The sequence below is a fragment of the Paenibacillus nasutitermitis genome (genome assembly GCF_014641075.1).
In the GTDB taxonomy this organism is placed as follows: domain Bacteria; phylum Bacillota; class Bacilli; order Paenibacillales; family Paenibacillaceae; genus Paenibacillus_Z; species Paenibacillus_Z nasutitermitis.
Map to the genome: position 1 here is coordinate 2,025,752 of NZ_BMHP01000001.1, position 15,829 is coordinate 2,041,580.

Below are 15,829 nucleotides of genomic sequence, written 5' to 3' on the forward strand. Positions count from 1 at the left end.
ACTATATATTATGGAAATATACAGCTCGACTGTATAGTGTGAAAGAATAGAACCAGCTATGACATTCATAAGGAGGAGCAAGATGAACCGGGATAAAAACTTGCCTTTGACAGAGACGGTGTATTACATTCTGCTGGCGCTAATGGAACCGTCGCATGGCTATTTGATACTGCAAAAGGTCGAAGAATTGAGTGACGAACAAGTCCGTTTAGCTGCAGGCACTTTATACGGAGCGATTGAAAACCTGTTGAAACTCAAGCTGATCCAGCCAGTGAAAAGCGAAGACAAGCGTCGCAAGGTTTACCTGATCACGGAAAAGGGAAAAGAAATATTGCTCTCAGACATGCAGAGAATGCAGCACATGATTGAGATCACGCAGACAATGGTAAAAAAAGGAGGGCTTAAGTAATGAAGATATTTAAATTATTTATGAATTATGACAAAGAAGAACGATACCTGGAGGAAATGGCCCGGAAAGGAAATAGGTTAACAAAAAAGGGGCTCTTCTATACGTTCAAGAAACAAGCGCCGCAGCAGATGGCCGTTCAGATTGATTACCGTCAGTTAAAAAGAAAGCAGGATTATCAGGATTATTTATCTTTGTTTGAAAATGCAGGTTGGCTTCATATTGCGGGAACACGTTCCTCAGGAGAGCAGTATTTTATGAAAATGAGTATTGACAGAGAAGAGGATCTTGCTATATTTTCAGACAGGATATCATCCGCGCGGCGTTATCTGAAAAAAGCCTTCCACTCTATGATTCAGGCATGTTGTATGCTCCTGATTATTGCATTATTTCAGTACTGGGACATCGTTGATTTTACAGGATTATGGAATCCGCAAGAATTTTTCTATACACCGGGACTATGGGAAAAAACGGGCAGCGCATTTAGAAAAAGTTTTTTATTTGAATTGATATTTGTCGTTATCTTCCGGTTCGGCCCCCTATTCCTGTTAGCGTGCAATCTCATTCTCGTTGCCATATTAGCTGTCTGGGCCTTTAAAGTGTATCGTCAGGAACAAGAATCTATCACATATTGAAAATATGCCCGGACTCATTAATAAAATAAGGGGCAACATGCTAGCGCCTATACAGTCAGTGAGGTGGACGAATGAAGAATGATGGATTATGGCAGGCTGGCGTTCGGTCCGTGGAACGGGAAGAGATCCGTTTTGCCCCGAACACCATATGGCAGGTGCAGGCACAAGGCTTCCGGGTGCAATTCATTTCGGATCTGCCTTTTGAACTTTATGCTCAAGATCAAATTATGATAACTGCAGGGGAAATGGGTACACCTTCCTGGGCAGCTTTTATCGGGACAGTCGTGGAATGCAGTTCGGATTCCATCCTGCTGCTTACGAGTCCCGAATACGAGAACAGGCTAATGGACATACGAAAGTTCGAACGCAAGTTTTCTCCGCATCTTTCCTTAATTGGAGCCCGGGAAGTTATGGACAGGTTCGGTTTCTTCCCATCCTTTCATTATGATGAAATTACGAAGGTAAGTATGGAAGTCTCCGAACAACATGACTCTCAGAAGCATTTATCCGTAACGATTAACTATACATCTGCAGGTGAAATGGAGCAGCCAATTGACTTTTATTTCGAGGACATCGAACCAGAAAATAGTTCTCCCGTTGAGGCATGCAATATTTGCCTGCAGCTAAGTTTCGCTTACGAAGACGAGCGGATTCGCGTGGAACTTGATGCCGTGACCGGATTCGCTGCATCGTTTCTTTGCCGCAGAATAGTTGTTCAATTCCATGACTCGTGATGAACCATTCAAGTTGTATCATACTTTAGCCAAGCTTAATAACGAGCCTTTAGGGGGATTAACTTGCTTAATAAAAAGCTGTAGCCTTTTGCCGATCTTTCAGAGCATATGGATGGTTTTGAGATTGTATCCACTCAATTTGGCTGGGATAGCTGCGTGTATGTCCTGCTCAACAACCGAAACCCGGGAGGGGGGCGGGGAAAGATCATTCCAGTGGACCCGAAAAAAACGTATACCTGCAAGGTGCTGATTATTAAAGAAAATGTCATTGAGACTGTAGTGATGGAAGGCCAGCAGTTCAATTATCATTATGTCCAGCCGCTTCGGAATCAATTGCTTTTGGTCGGAACGACCAGCACATATTATGGCAAGGATAAATACGACCTGAACGCCAAGGTGTGTGATTACAATGGGAGCACCATTCGGGAGTTCCTGCTTGGAGACGGGATTCAATCGGCAGCAATGGCTGGGACAAGCCAATCGGTGAGCAGGGTCTTGTCGCCTGGGATGAGTATGGCAATAAACGATATGAGGACCAAACGGCATATATTGCCGATTGTTATGCAATGAATGTAGTCAGCGATGAGGAGGTCTGGTTTTATTACTATACGGATTTCTTGTTGGGCTGTGTCTCGGGCGGGCCCGAACAGGCTAAGGTCTCCTTTATAAATCCACAGATTTCCGGCTCCTCAGGATTTTGTACGGATGGCAATCACTTTCTATTTGACACAAGATCACATTCTTTAATAATCAGGGAATGCCGCTTATTCCGTTCGCTCAAGATTACCGTAAAAATCGAATGTTGTTTTGTGAAGTTAACTTACTGTACCAGGTACAGATCGAGGAGTTGCTCAAAGTATTGTAAGGTTGCTGCGGAATTGGAAAAAATCGGTTGACTTTGGAATATCATCTGATATATTAGAATTAAAAAGACCAGCAGGTGATCACATGCAACAGAACTTGAACGCTTTGGATAAAAATCACCTCTCTGCTCATCAAGATATAAAAGAGGCTGTATATATCCTTTTGAAGAATATGATTATGAAAAGGGAGTTCACGCCCAACGAACGCATTGATTCAGCAGAAATCGCGGGCAGATTGGGCATAAGCCGTACGCCGGTACGCGATGCACTAAATATGCTGGATGCCGAAGGTTTTATACGAACCGTCCCCCGGCAGGGGATATATGTCAAAGGCATCTACAGGAAGGATTTAATCGAACTGTTTCAATATCGGGAAATGGTTGAATTGTTTGCGATTGATGCAGGTTTTGACCACTTGCAAAGCCAATCGGACCAAATCCTGTCCATTAACCGGCAATTCGAAATTCAGCTCGACCCTCATCATTATGACGGAAATCAGGTGATGGAATGCGATATTGAGCTGCATCGGATGATTGTGGCTTCAGCCCGGAACGAGACGATCGAAGAGGCCTATGACAAATTAAACGGACATGTTCAGATGGCACGGGCCTATTACTTGCAGGATATGCTGCGCATTCAACAGGCTCATCAGGAACATCAAGCTTTTATCCTGGCCCTGAAAGCGGGGGATAAGGACGCTGCCAAGGCGGCAATGAAATATCATTTGGACCAGACGCTTGCGAGCCTGTTGGGGATTATCGATATTTACAAAGTGTTTTAGGCAGTGTTCCAGTTCAGAGCTGACGTTAAATGGAGAGGGCTTTCGTGAACGGCAGCTCTTTTTTTAATAATGGTGATATATCAGATGATATTATAAATACAGAGGAGTGAACATAAGTGGAACATCTTATCGCTGCCGCGGAATTACGCAACCGCGTCATAAGCAAATTAATCGCGCTGCATATACCGCTGGACCATGCCGAAATCGTTGCAGATGTGCTTGTTCATGCTAATCTCAGAGGCGTCGATTCACACGGCGTTATGCGTCTTCCTCATTATGTATCTACGATCCAGTCGAATGGCATCCATCCGAATCCGGCAATTTCGTTTAGTAGAACGGGCACTGTTTCAGGTATTGTAGACGGCAACGATGGTTTGGGGCATGTCATCATGCATCGTGCCGCACAGGAAGCCATACAGTTGGCGAAGGAGCATGGCATGGGGGCGGTGTCTTCCATCAACAGCAGTCATTGCGGTGCGTTGTCTTATTTTGCCCAGATGGCAATTGACCACGGTATGGTGAGCATAGTCGTAACGAATACAGACAAGATGGTAGCCCCTTTCGGGGGAACGGAAGCTTTTTTTGGAACAAACCCCATCGCTTTCGGATTTCCTGCAGCAACAAATCCTCCAATCATACTGGACATGGCTACGAGTTCGGTCGCTTACGGGAAGATTCTCGATGCCCGTCAGAAGAATATGGCTATACCGGATCATTGGGGGATCGATGCCAACGGACAAGCAACGAATGATCCGCATCTCATCACAACACTGCTGCCCTTCGGTGGCGCTAAAGGGTATGGCATCAATCTGGTGGTGGATATTTTGGCAGGAGTGCTGACAGGTTCTCCATTCGGACCGCATATTGCTCCCATGTATGGCGATGATCTTAGTATACAGAGAAAGCTCGGGCATTTTATGCTTGTCATGGATCCCGGGAAGTTTAGCCTTCAATCCCATTTTGGCAGTTACCTGGATCAATTGATCGATGAATTACATCAAGCCCCCGCTTCTCAGGAGAACGGAAAAGTTATGCTTCCCGGTGAAATTGAATCCATATGCGAGAAGAAAAGATTGCAGGGAGGTATCCCATTGGATACCGGTTTATATCATTATTTGATGTCATCTGCGTTGTAATTCCAGAGCCAGTTTGCACAGAAGTATAAATAGGGAGGCGAATGAAATGGGAAGGTTGTCCGGCAAGAATGCAATCGTTACTGGCGGGACTGCAGGGATCGGGGCGGGAATCGCTAAGATGTTTGCCCGGGAAGGTGCGAATGTGTGTATTGTAGGCAGGAATGCCGATAGAGGAGGCAAGGTTGTGCAGGATATCGAGTCTTGCGGCGTCAAGGGTCTGTTCGTTCAAGCGGATGTCAGCGCGACACAGGATGTGCAGGGATTCGTTCAACAAACCGTTGAACAGTTCGGAAGCCTTCATATTATGGTAAACAACGCGGCCGTCATTCATCAATCCAAAGTGGTCGATACAAAGGAAGAAGACTGGGACCGTATCATTAGCAACAATCTGACGAGTGTTTTTCTGGGCAGCAAATATGCAGCCAAAGCGATGATCAGCCAGAATATACAGGGAAGAATCATTAATGTTTCATCTATCCATGCAGTCCTGTCAGAACCGTCTTGCTCCGCTTATACCGCTGCGAAAGGCGGCATTGAGTCTTTCACCAGAACGTTGGCGTCGGAGCTTGCACCGCACCGGATTACAGCGAATATTCTTTCCCCGGGCGCGACCTATACTGAACTGACAACGCCTATGTATACGCCAGCCGTTAAGGAAGCGCTGTTCAAACGAATCCCGTTGAAAGCGATTGCGCAGCCGCATGATATCGCTTATGGGGCGTTGTTCCTGGCATCTGACGAGTCCTGGTATATGACCGGATCCACGATGACGATAGACGGCGGATATATAATGGACGGCAGCCTGCCTGACGCGGCTTATTGGGAAGAATGAAATGATTGTCCGCCGGTCTGATAAACAGCCGGGGAATGGTACAGTCCAAGCAACCACCATAACTGCCAGGGAATCCAAACACCCCGGCGGTTATTTGGCTTTTTGTGCTATGCATGCGGTTGGACGGTTTCGTGTTTCTTTGGTATGGTGGTCCATATAATAAAAAATAATCAATTGGAGGCTATGTATGCAGAAACACATGATTGCAATGGGTGATAGCTTGACGGAAGGCATAGGCGAAGAGGTGAATAATGTTGAACTCAAGAGCTGGGTCATTCATTTCTCTAAGCAGCAGCCAACAATGCAAGTCACAAATATAGCAAAACGGGGTTTAATATCCCGTGAGATCCGCGAGTCGCAGTTGGACAAAGCGATCAGCTTGAAGCCGGATCTAGTCAGCTTATTCGCTGGCGGCAACGATATTCTCAAAGGCAAGTGGAATCATGAGCATTTTCATGAGGATATGGAATATATGATCCACCAGCTTGCAAATGGAACGAATGCATCCATTATCACATGCACCTTGCCAGATTTCACACTGAGGCTTCCGATTCCAATAGAAAAAAAAGAAGCCATCCAGGCCCAAACGCTCCAGGCAAACGATCGTATTCAATCGTTAAGCCAGCAGTACGGCTTATGTCTAATTGATTTCTGGAATCATCCCTTGTCGAAAGATCCTGACATTTGGTCAAGCGACGGGATTCATCCAAATTCAGTGGGTTACCAGAAAATCGGTCAAATCGTATACGAAAGCTATAAACAATGGAGCCTAAGCCATTCGTAAGATGCATGAGGTCGAGCCTCCGAATCGTGCTCGCATACAACGGCAAAAAGCCAACTCACCACGATTTGGCTTAGCGTCTTTGCAGCCGCGAAAGTCAAGGCGCAGATGCTTTTCCTCTTTTGGGGAAGGAAGGGGGACTGGAACTCTAAATGATAGCAGCCGGCAACAGGAAATTATAATTGTAATGTTGAAAAAGTATATAACTCAGGAATGAGCAGCAGCAGATGCTTTGCCCCTATATGCAAAAGATATTCATGAATAATATTGACATTGTAAAAAATAAACCTCAAAATAGATTTTCAGCAGTGTGATTTTATGTTTACTCGATGGAGGGCAAAAAAAAAATGGCAAAACCCAGAGGCGGCAGCATACTTGGAACTATTAGAAGCATCTACAATTCGCTTACAAAATCGGAGCAGAAGGTTGCGGATGTCATTCTCGCAGAGAATGAAAAAATTATTTACAGCACGATTACCGACTTCTCGGAAATATGCGGGGTGAGCGACGCTACGGTTTTGCGATTTTGCAGATCGGTCGGCTTCAAGGGTTATCAATCCTTCAAACTGGAGCTGGCGATAGAAATAGCCAATATAAAAAATGAGGGAGAACAGGAAGAGCATAGCGAGATAACGGGGGAGGACAGCCTCGAGGAAATCGCGCGAAAAACGATAAACAGCAATTTATTTGCCATTAACGAAACGATGTCTTTGCTGGATTTTAAGGCGCTGGACAAAGCGGTGGACGTAATTGTCCATTCCAGAAAAATCAGTTTATTCGGAGCCGGGCTGTCCCAGATTACCGCACAGGATGCAGTCTTTAAGTTTATGCGATTGGGGCTGGATGTCAGCGCTTATGCGAATAACCATATTCAGCTTATGCAAGCATCGCTGCTCTCGTCTTCCGATGTTGCGATTGGGATATCATTCTCGGGTAGTACCCAGGACACGTTCGAAATTCTGAATGCAGCTAAAAATACGGGAGCCAAAATCATTTCCATCACGCATCATGCCAAATCACCGATAACAAAAATATCTGATATTGTATTGATTCACGGATCCAAGGAAGGACCGCTGGAGGGCGGATTATTGTCTTCCAAGGTATCCCAGCTTGTAATTGTCGATATTCTTTTCAACTCCATATTCAAGCGGATGAGTGAAACCGCAAATCAAAATAAAGAATTAGCTCTGAAGGCGTTATCTGAAAAGTTGCGGTAACGCCTTTTTAGAACCATTTTTAGCGTATAAAAGAAGGAGCATGGATTTCTATGCCTTGTTATGAAGAAAATATTCATATATTATATTGACAATGTTGAAAATAAACAACATAATGAAAATGTAATTAAGAACAGCATTTACCAATGCTATAGGAGAGTTAATATGTGTATGACAATTTGCGGCATGCTTAAACGAGGCTTAATCGTTTCATGCCAGGCCCAGGAGGACGAAGCCCTCTATGGCAACGGAATGATGGCACGGATGGCCTTGGCTGCGGAGGCGGGAGGCGCAGTAGGACTAAGAGTGAACGGAGCCGAGGATATTAATGAAATTAAAGCGTTAAGCAAACTTCCGATTATCGGCATCATCAAAAGGGAGTACCCCGGTTACGAAACTTTTATCACGGCAACAATGAAAGAAATCGACGAGCTTGTCCCGGCAAATCCGGATATTATTGCCATCGATGCTACGCTTCGGGCAAGACCGGGTTATGAGACTCCGCAATTATTCATCGAAGCCATCAAAGCCAAATATGAAACGGTTATTATGGCTGATGTTTCCACACTCGAAGAAGGAGTGATCGCCTGGCAAGCGGGCGCTGATCTGATCGCAACAACCTTATCCAGTTATACCCCTTATACGCTTGGCAGGGAGAAGCCTGATATCGATTTGATTCGCAGACTGGCTGAGAGGATTCCTATACCCATCATTGCTGAGGGAAATATCGCGACACCAGAGCAAGCGCTTACATGTTTCAAGGCAGGTGCTTATGCGGTAGTTGTTGGCGGAGCGATTACGCGGCCTGATTTAATTACAAGAAGATTTGTGGATACAATTGACCGAGCCATCGATTGAAGCAGCATGATTAATTGATTAATTAGCGGGTGAACCAGGCATCAGCGGTCGAGGATACGCTTCGTGGATCTATGATTTACATGAGCTGGTGCCTGTTAATTATTGCTTGTTTGCGTTAAAAAAATGGGGGAGGCAAAACGAATGAAAAGAATGGCTAACGTGGCATTGGCAACATGTATGACAATGGGTCTGATTCTGGCAGGATGCTCGGATAATGAGCAGCCGCCAACGCCAACGCCAGCGAAGAATGGGAATGAAACTCCGGCAGTTTCTGAGAACAATGACACAAAAAAAGATCCGGCTGTCAAGGAATTCGCCAACAAGGAACTGGCCCTGGATGTATTTGACGGGGGAGACGGCACATCATTCTGGCAGGAAATGGTGAGGAAATTCGAGGACGAGTACCCTGGCACCAAAATTACGATCTCAAGTGCAGTAGGCGAAGTGTTCAAAGACAAAATCAAGGCCAAATTTCTGTCGGGCAATGAACCGGATTTCATTGTTTCTCCCTTCGTTTCCACGTATGCCGGGGACGGTGTGCTTGCCGAGCTGAACGATGTATTTGACGGCAAAGCACTCGGTGAGGAAAGGACGGTAAAGGAGAAAATCCTGCCGGCGCTTCTGGACATAACAACGCCACTGGGTGACGGGAAGGTTTACTATGCTCCTACAGGCTACAGCATTGCTCCCATGTATTACAATAAGAAGTTGTTTGCCGACAAAGGCTGGACGGCACCTAAGACATGGGACGAGTTTTTCGCGATGGGCGAACTGGCAAAAGCTGATGGCAAATCCTTATATACCTATCAAGGAAACTACCCTGGATATATCGGTCAAATCCTGCTTCCTATGATTAATAGCCATGCAGGCGATGCGGCAATGAAGAAAATATTTAATTATGAGCAAGATGCCTGGAAGGATCCAAAGGTTAAAGAAGTGTTGGAAGTTATTCATAAACTGGTCTCCCCAGCCTATCTGCTGCCTGGAACAACAGGTTTGACGCATAAACAGGCTCAGCAGGCGGTGCTGGATGATAAAGCGTTATTCATTCAGAACGGAACGTGGTTCGAGAATGAAATGAAGGATACGATTCCGGCAACATTTGAATTCGGCTCTATGGGCGCGCCTGTATTTTCCGGGGATACGCCTTATGCGCAGGGAAGCAACGGCTGGTTCTTCATTCCGAAAAAGGCCAAAAACCTTGAGCTTGCGAAGGAATTCCTCCGTTACATCTATACCGATGAGAATTTAAAGCTGCATGCGCAAATGACTGGTGAAGTTCCAGCTACTGTAGGCGGTCTGGAACTTGTGAAGGAATACCTGCAGCCGTCGGTGGTCGAAGCTCTGTCCATATTCGACACGCATAAGATTACATCGGCTGACGGCTGGGCTACGCTTCCGCCTACCTCAATAACAACAGAAGCCGCTATTTATAATCCGATCACATCCATGGCTAACGGAAAGCTTACCGTTGACCAGTGGGTCGACAAGATTGAAGCCTCGTTTGCCATTATTAGAAAAGAACGGGACGCAGCTGCGAAATAAGTAATTTTGCAATGCCAGAAGGTGAAAAAGCTTCCAGGACGAAAGACAATCATGCCTGGAAGCTCTTTTATCCTGGCAGGAGCCATCATTTTAGGGGTGACAGCATGAAGGAAAGAGGAAGATATACATTTATTGCTTTTTGCATATTGCCAGGGCTCATCTTGTTCAGCGTTTTTTTCATGTATCCCATTGTTCGCTCCTTTACCATCGCTTTCTATAGATGGAGCGGACAGACAAAAAGCACAGAGGTGTTCGTGGGATTGGCTAACTTCAAGACCATGGCCAATGATCCCGTATTCTGGATTACGGTGAAGAACAGCTTCGAGCTGCTGCTTATTATCCCCGTGTGCACCATTGCGCTTGCTTTGTTGTTTGCTGTTTTATTAACAAGATTCCGACTGAGGGAGAAGCTGTTCTACCGTACTTCCCTGTTTTTCCCTAATGTTCTGTCCGTTGCGGTTATTGGAATATTGTGGCAATACATCTATCATCCAACGATGGGAATGCTCAATTCATTCCTCACCGCCATCGGGCTAGAGAATCTCACTCATGTTTGGCTGGGCGAAGGCGGAATCGATTTATTGGCTGTTGCAGCTACGATGCTCTGGGCGGGAACAGGATTTTATCTCATCTTGTTTATTGCGGCGATCGAAAGCATTCCCGAGCAATATTATGAAGCTGCTGCTCTGGATGGAGCGGGTCAGGTCGCCCAGTTGTTCCGTATCACCCTTCCGATGATCTGGGAAGTCATCCGGGTTGCGATCGTGCTGCTCCTTTCCGGCGTTTTCTTCGGCAGCTTCGCTTTCCTGAAGGTTATGTCTCCTAACGGAGGCGACAATTACTCCACGGAAACGATGATCACTTATTTTTACAGGCAGGCTTTTACCAATTACAACATGGGCTACGCAACGGCAATAGGCCTTGTCGTCTTTTTGATCGGTTTGGCGATGGCATTGATTGCCAACAAATTAACAAGGAAGGAAACCGTCGAGTTCTAAGGGGTGACTAATATGAAAAAAGTTCTACTGCGGTTCTCGGCACGGGTCATTCTGCTGGCTTTTACAGCCGCGGTTGTGCTTCCGTTAGCATGGTTGATCTATTCTTCCTTGAAAGTCAATGAGGAATTTCTGAATCCTTGGGCTCTCCCAAAGCAGCTGCATTTTGAAAATTATACGAATGCTTTTGTAAAGGCCAAAATGGGAACGTATTATCTGAACTCTATTGTCGTTACGTTGGTTTCGGTGCTCGGCTCCTTGTTTATTGGCTTGACTACCGCTTATGCGATCATGCGTTTTTCAAATCCATTCACCAGGTTTGTGAAAAATTATTATTTGTCCGCTTTTTTTCTTCCAGCGATTGTAGGTTTGATACCGCTGTTCATATTGCTGAATTCGCTCCAGCTGTTGGATAACCGCTTCGGGTTGATTCTTATCTATATCACCATTGAGATTCCGTTTTCCGTCTTTGTACTTAGCGGATTTATGGCCAATTTGCCAAAGGATTATGAGGAAGCAGCATTTATCGACGGGACTTCCCGTTACGGAGCGCTTTTCAAAGTTGTCGTACCTTTGACTGTACCGGCTCTGGTTACGGTCTCGATCTTCGTTTTCCTCGGGCTTTGGAATGAGTTTGTATACGCTTATACGTTTTTGATGTCCGAATCGAAAATGACCCTGCCGGTAGGCTTGAACAATCTTGCCGCGGTAGCCAAATACGAGACAGACTGGGGCCAGTTGTTTGCCGGCCTGGTAATTGTACTCATTCCTACACTCGTTTTCTATATTCTGCTGCAGAAGAGAATTACCTCTGGCGTTTCGGCAGGTTCAATTAAAATGTGAGAATCTAGAAATTATTTCGGTTAATGGCAGAAAGGAGCGTTGGTTATGGACAGATACTTTGCTAAGGTCGAAGAGATATTTACCAAGGTCATCGAGTCCCAGGTGGACGCGATGAAACAAGCTGCAAGAGCTTGCTCGGAAGCTATGTCAGCCAATAAAAAGCTGTTCTTTTTCGGCACGGGCCATTCCCATATGCTTGCTGAAGAAGTGTATTACCGCGCAGGTGGGCTAATGAACGTCATCCCGATATTGGAGACGGCGCTCATGCTTCACGAGGGAGGCCCCAAAAGCACGCGAATTGAACGATTGGAAGGTTATGCCCCCATATTGCTTGATGAATACAAGGTCGGCCAGGATGACGTCATTTTTGTGATTTCCAATTCCGGCTTGAATGCCGTCCCCGTGGAGATGGCTCTTGGAGCGAAGCTTCGAGGAGCCACGGTTATTGCCTTGACGAATTTGCAGCAGTCGAGCCAGGAGCAGCCAAGACATTCGAGCGGCAAAAAACTGTTTCAAGCAGCGGACATCGTGCTGGATAACTGCGGCTGCATAGGAGATGCGGCGGTCCATATGGATTCGCTTCATGTGGCGGTCGGACCAACCTCTACAGTCATCGGCGCCTTTATATTGAACAGTATTATCGTTCAGGCAGCACAAAACGAAGTTGACCAGGGGCGCCGTCCCTCCATCTTCCTAAGTGCCAATTTAGCAAAAGGAGATAGCTATAATGCCGGATTGATGGATAACCTTGTTTCTACATCTGACACGATGGAAGAGGTGTAACCCCTGTGAGGGATGATGTGAGTTATGAGATTGGAACATACAGTGTTGATATTACGCCGCCGCTGACGATTCCATATTTGGCAGGCGACCCCAGGCATAGCTTCTTCACGGGAATTCACGATCCGCTCTATGCCTGCGCAGCCGTTATTTCTGACGGTTATCGCATGGTCGCGCTCGTAAGTATAGACGGTATCGGTTTCAGCAATGGGCTGTTAGGCAAGGATCGCGATTTTACCGATGAACTAAAGCAGCGAATCGAGCAGGCAACGGGGATTCCCAAGGATTGTGTGATGTTGATGTCCGGGCATATCCATTCCACGCCGGATACGCTGGATTTCAGGCCTCTAAGGGAAATTCCCGCCGCGTTATCTTGGCTGGAAACGCTCAGCTCCCAGATTTGCCAGGCTGTAAGTCGTGCGGCAGACCATAAATTCAAAGCGCGGCTAAAGGTCGGAAAAGGATCGGCGGAAGGGCTCATCCACAATCGGCGGGATGGGGATGAGCTGGACAGCGAGGTTATCTTGTTGTTATTTGAATCCTGCGATCAGGACAGATGTATTATGCTGGTCAATTATGCCTGTCATCCCGTTATCGTTCAGGTGCAGGAGTTGGTTTCGGCCGACTTTATCGGTTCGATGAGAACAGCCTTATCATCGGAAATAGCAGGTTTGGAGGGCTGCCTGTTCATTCAGGGCGCATGTGGCGAAATCAATCCAGCCGTAGGCTGTACCAAAGATTTCCGGGATGTGGAGCAGTTCGGCAGAGCTCTCGCGAATGAAGTCATGTCTATCTATCATCAAATCGCCGATTCAGGATATGAAGCTCTTCCTGTACAAGTCGCTGCTTTGTCGCAGACGATACAATTGGCTTCCCGGCCGCTGCCGTCAGTGGAAGAAGCATATCAGATTAGCGAAGATCCGGCTGCCAGAGAAGAGGCCTGGTGGAGAATCCGGGAAGGGAACTCGCCTTATACAGCCGAAATTCAATTCATCAGGCTGGGCAATTGCATTATTGTGGGAATACCGGGGGAGCCGATGTGCATGATGGGGCTAGCGCTCAAGGAAATGTTCAAGCCGTTGACCGCTGTACCCTCAGGTTATGCGAATGGATATCTCGGTTATCTGGCTTCCTACGAAGATTGGCGGCAAGGCGGCTACGAGGTGGAGCTTGGCCCATGGTCAAAGGTAGGTCCTGAGAGCTACGATGATATTATGAACAAGATCAGTCAGATGAAGGTAACACTTATAACTAACTAAATGGGAAACGGGAAGGTGAACAACATGGGCAATAATACGATCGGTGTCATAACGAGGCATACAAGCGATTTCCAGGATATTCTGATGAAAGCTCCTGTTAATCTAGTCGTAATGAAACCGAATGAGCTCACTTTACATGATCTGGATGCGATGGACGCTATTGCGGTTATCGGAGGAACACATGAGGAACCGCTCATATTTCTTCCCAGAGACCGGGTAGTTCTCGAAAAACAGCTCAAGAATGGAAAAAGGATATTCAGCGAATTTTGCGGAAGTATTGGACACTTGTATTTTGCGCCTCCTGTAACAACGAGGTTCGACCGTTTGATCTTCTGCGGGGAAGAAGGGGACATCGACGGGCTGCTACCAGGTGATCTTCTGGAGGAGCAGTGCAATCTGAGAATCAAGCCCCATGATATCGCCTGCTCCACAAACAGACCGATACTCCAGTATGCCAACGTCAAGGCACACAGCCATATGGAGAATATTGAAAATCTACCTGGGAGCATTTCGGACCGGGCCTTATGGTTCGACGATCCCGAGAACCTGCTCGTATGCAATTTCCGCATGGCCGACTGGGTCAAAACCCGTTTTGCGCCGCGGGAGAAATGGAGAAGTGTCGTCGACTACATTGTCAGCTGGTTATGCGGCGTACCGGTTAAGCTGGAACGCCCGGATGAGGCATACCATTTACGTGCCAATGATTCTTCAACACCTCTGGACCAACAGGTGGCAAGCTCCGTTGCTCAATCCATCGCCTGGTTCTCGGACGCGCAGATGCTCGTCAATGAAGGCAAAGATGGCGTGAAAGAGGGATTAGGCACAGAAATTTACCCTGGCGGCAAACAACGTGAGCTTGCCTGGATCAGAGCGGACTGCACAGCGGAAACTTCGCTTGCTTTCTATATGAATTATTTGCGGACGGGAAATGACAGGGATAAGGAGATATCGGATGCCTTGATTTCCGTTTGCTTCGATTTTATGCAGTACAAAGATAATGGCCCCTTAAAAGGCATGCTGAGGTGGACCGAAGAAGCTTGGGGCGTTTGCTACCAGGACGACGCGGCCAGGGTTCTAATTCCCCAGCTGTTGAAATGCCTGTATTCAGGCAGCAAGGAATACCTGGATGAATGTGTGGATGCGTTGCAGTTTCTGGTCCGGACAACCGGGACCGACGGAACCCGTGTCCAGAGGACTGACAATATTAATTTGACGGAAGAACATCTCAGCCTATTAGCTTCTACGCCTGGCAATTATTTATGCGCACACTATAACGCCTTTTATCTTGGAGCTCTCCTGTTGGCTTATAAAATAACAGGAATAGAGTCTTTTAAACAGGTAGGCATCAACGGCCTGGAAACTTTAATGTCCGTCTATCCCGATACACGCAGAGAGTATAGCGAAACACAGGAAGTTTGCCGGCTTATTATGCCATTGTCCTGGTTGTACTGGATTAGCGGTGATGACAGGCATAAGGAATGGCTTTACAAGGTAACGGCGGATCTACAGCGATTCAGGCACGAATCGGGTGGTTATCTGGAATGGGATACCGGCTACAGTTCAGACAGAAATGAATCCAATGAAGGGGAAGAAAGCACCTTATTGACCAGGAATGGGGATCCGGTTGTTGATTTGCTGTATTCGCTTAATTGGCTTCCAATGGGATTCGCTCAAGCCTACTTCGTGACCAAGGATCCTTATTTCAAGGAGCTGTGGGAGGGAATTGCCGCGTTCTTCCATGCCACGCAGATTCAAAGCAGCAACAAACAGATACATGGCGCTTGGGCAAGAGCTCTGGATGTGGAACTCATGGAAGTCTACGGTCTGGCTGCCGATGTAGGCTGGGGGCCATGGGCTATCGAATCAGGCTGGACCGTGGCGGAAATTTCGGCAGGATTGAGCATGGGACTGCTGGAGAAGGATTTAACGAAGCACTACGGATGATGACTGTGGAGTAGGCGTTCCCGTAGCAGTCGCCAATGATATACATGCCCTCGCTCCGGGTGAAGAAGGCCGTATCGGGAAGGGCAACTACCGCCGAAGAATTCGACGGTAGTTGCCGCTTGCCATATCTCCCATCCGCTTATTGGAGGCTATCAGCCGGCTGTGGAGCTCACAGTACGGTATACGGAATATGTAGCCGCAGGGCTAACGAATGTAATGCATA

At 46.8% G+C, this 15,829-nt stretch carries 17 protein-coding genes; all 17 read left to right on the forward strand.

Annotated elements, in window-relative coordinates; all coding sequences use genetic code 11:
* The first annotated feature begins 82 nt into the window (after positions 1 to 82).
* The 17 genes from IEY46_RS08590 (at position 83) to IEY46_RS08665 (ending at position 15,606) form a co-directional block, all read left to right on the forward strand.
* The gene (locus tag IEY46_RS08590; protein WP_188990984.1) at positions 83 to 409 is read left to right on the forward strand and encodes a PadR family transcriptional regulator; all 327 of its coding nucleotides are present in this window, start codon (positions 83 to 85) and stop codon (positions 407 to 409) included.
* Positions 409 to 1,041 (forward strand): DUF2812 domain-containing protein, encoded by a 633-nt coding sequence (locus IEY46_RS08595; RefSeq protein WP_188990986.1) that lies wholly within the window; start codon positions 409 to 411, stop codon positions 1,039 to 1,041. Before IEY46_RS08590 ends, IEY46_RS08595 begins: the two co-directional genes overlap by 1 nt.
* A gap of 71 nt (positions 1,042 to 1,112) precedes the next feature.
* Positions 1,113 to 1,775, forward strand: coding sequence for an Imm50 family immunity protein (locus IEY46_RS08600; RefSeq protein ID WP_188990988.1), 663 nt, complete (start codon positions 1,113 to 1,115; stop codon positions 1,773 to 1,775).
* A 213-nt stretch (positions 1,776 to 1,988) separates the two neighbouring features.
* On the forward strand, positions 1,989 to 2,345 hold the full coding sequence (locus tag IEY46_RS36280) for a hypothetical protein (protein ID WP_229750148.1): 357 nt from the start codon (positions 1,989 to 1,991) through the stop codon (positions 2,343 to 2,345).
* Positions 2,324 to 2,671, forward strand: coding sequence for a hypothetical protein (locus IEY46_RS37255; RefSeq protein ID WP_505812634.1), 348 nt, complete (start codon positions 2,324 to 2,326; stop codon positions 2,669 to 2,671). The genes IEY46_RS36280 and IEY46_RS37255 overlap by 22 nt, the downstream gene beginning before the upstream one ends.
* Positions 2,672 to 2,723: 52 nt before the next feature.
* Entirely contained in the window at positions 2,724 to 3,419 is a 696-nt protein-coding gene (locus IEY46_RS08610) for a GntR family transcriptional regulator (protein WP_268239490.1), read from the forward strand.
* 116 nt (positions 3,420 to 3,535) lie between these two features.
* The gene (locus IEY46_RS08615; RefSeq protein WP_188990992.1) at positions 3,536 to 4,555 is read left to right on the forward strand and encodes an Ldh family oxidoreductase; all 1,020 of its coding nucleotides are present in this window, start codon (positions 3,536 to 3,538) and stop codon (positions 4,553 to 4,555) included.
* 46 nt (positions 4,556 to 4,601) lie between these two features.
* Positions 4,602 to 5,387, forward strand: coding sequence for an SDR family NAD(P)-dependent oxidoreductase (locus IEY46_RS08620; protein ID WP_188990993.1), 786 nt, complete (start codon positions 4,602 to 4,604; stop codon positions 5,385 to 5,387).
* Between the two features lie 187 nt (positions 5,388 to 5,574).
* Positions 5,575 to 6,171 carry an SGNH/GDSL hydrolase family protein gene (locus IEY46_RS08625; protein ID WP_188990995.1) on the forward strand — a complete coding sequence of 199 codons (597 nt, stop codon included), beginning with the start codon at positions 5,575 to 5,577 and terminating at the stop codon, positions 6,169 to 6,171.
* Between the two features lie 344 nt (positions 6,172 to 6,515).
* Complete coding sequence (locus IEY46_RS08630) at positions 6,516 to 7,385, forward strand: MurR/RpiR family transcriptional regulator (RefSeq protein ID WP_188990997.1); 870 nt, start codon at positions 6,516 to 6,518, stop codon at positions 7,383 to 7,385.
* A 162-nt stretch (positions 7,386 to 7,547) separates the two neighbouring features.
* Positions 7,548 to 8,240, forward strand: coding sequence for an N-acetylmannosamine-6-phosphate 2-epimerase (locus IEY46_RS08635; protein WP_188990999.1), 693 nt, complete (start codon positions 7,548 to 7,550; stop codon positions 8,238 to 8,240).
* A gap of 141 nt (positions 8,241 to 8,381) precedes the next feature.
* Positions 8,382 to 9,785 (forward strand): carbohydrate ABC transporter substrate-binding protein, encoded by a 1,404-nt coding sequence (locus IEY46_RS08640; protein ID WP_188991001.1) that lies wholly within the window; start codon positions 8,382 to 8,384, stop codon positions 9,783 to 9,785.
* A gap of 104 nt (positions 9,786 to 9,889) precedes the next feature.
* Positions 9,890 to 10,783 (forward strand): carbohydrate ABC transporter permease, encoded by an 894-nt coding sequence (locus tag IEY46_RS08645; RefSeq protein WP_229750150.1) that lies wholly within the window; start codon positions 9,890 to 9,892, stop codon positions 10,781 to 10,783.
* 12 nt (positions 10,784 to 10,795) lie between these two features.
* Positions 10,796 to 11,623 carry a carbohydrate ABC transporter permease gene (locus IEY46_RS08650; protein ID WP_188991005.1) on the forward strand — a complete coding sequence of 276 codons (828 nt, stop codon included), beginning with the start codon at positions 10,796 to 10,798 and terminating at the stop codon, positions 11,621 to 11,623.
* A gap of 45 nt (positions 11,624 to 11,668) precedes the next feature.
* Positions 11,669 to 12,406: an SIS domain-containing protein gene (locus IEY46_RS08655; protein WP_188991007.1), complete on the forward strand. Its 738-nt coding sequence runs from the start codon at positions 11,669 to 11,671 to the stop codon at positions 12,404 to 12,406.
* A 5-nt stretch (positions 12,407 to 12,411) separates the two neighbouring features.
* Positions 12,412 to 13,662 carry a hypothetical protein gene (locus IEY46_RS08660; protein WP_188991009.1) on the forward strand — a complete coding sequence of 417 codons (1,251 nt, stop codon included), beginning with the start codon at positions 12,412 to 12,414 and terminating at the stop codon, positions 13,660 to 13,662.
* 24 nt (positions 13,663 to 13,686) lie between these two features.
* Positions 13,687 to 15,606 (forward strand): hypothetical protein, encoded by a 1,920-nt coding sequence (locus IEY46_RS08665; protein WP_229750151.1) that lies wholly within the window; start codon positions 13,687 to 13,689, stop codon positions 15,604 to 15,606.
* The last annotated feature ends 223 nt before the right edge of the window (positions 15,607 to 15,829 follow it).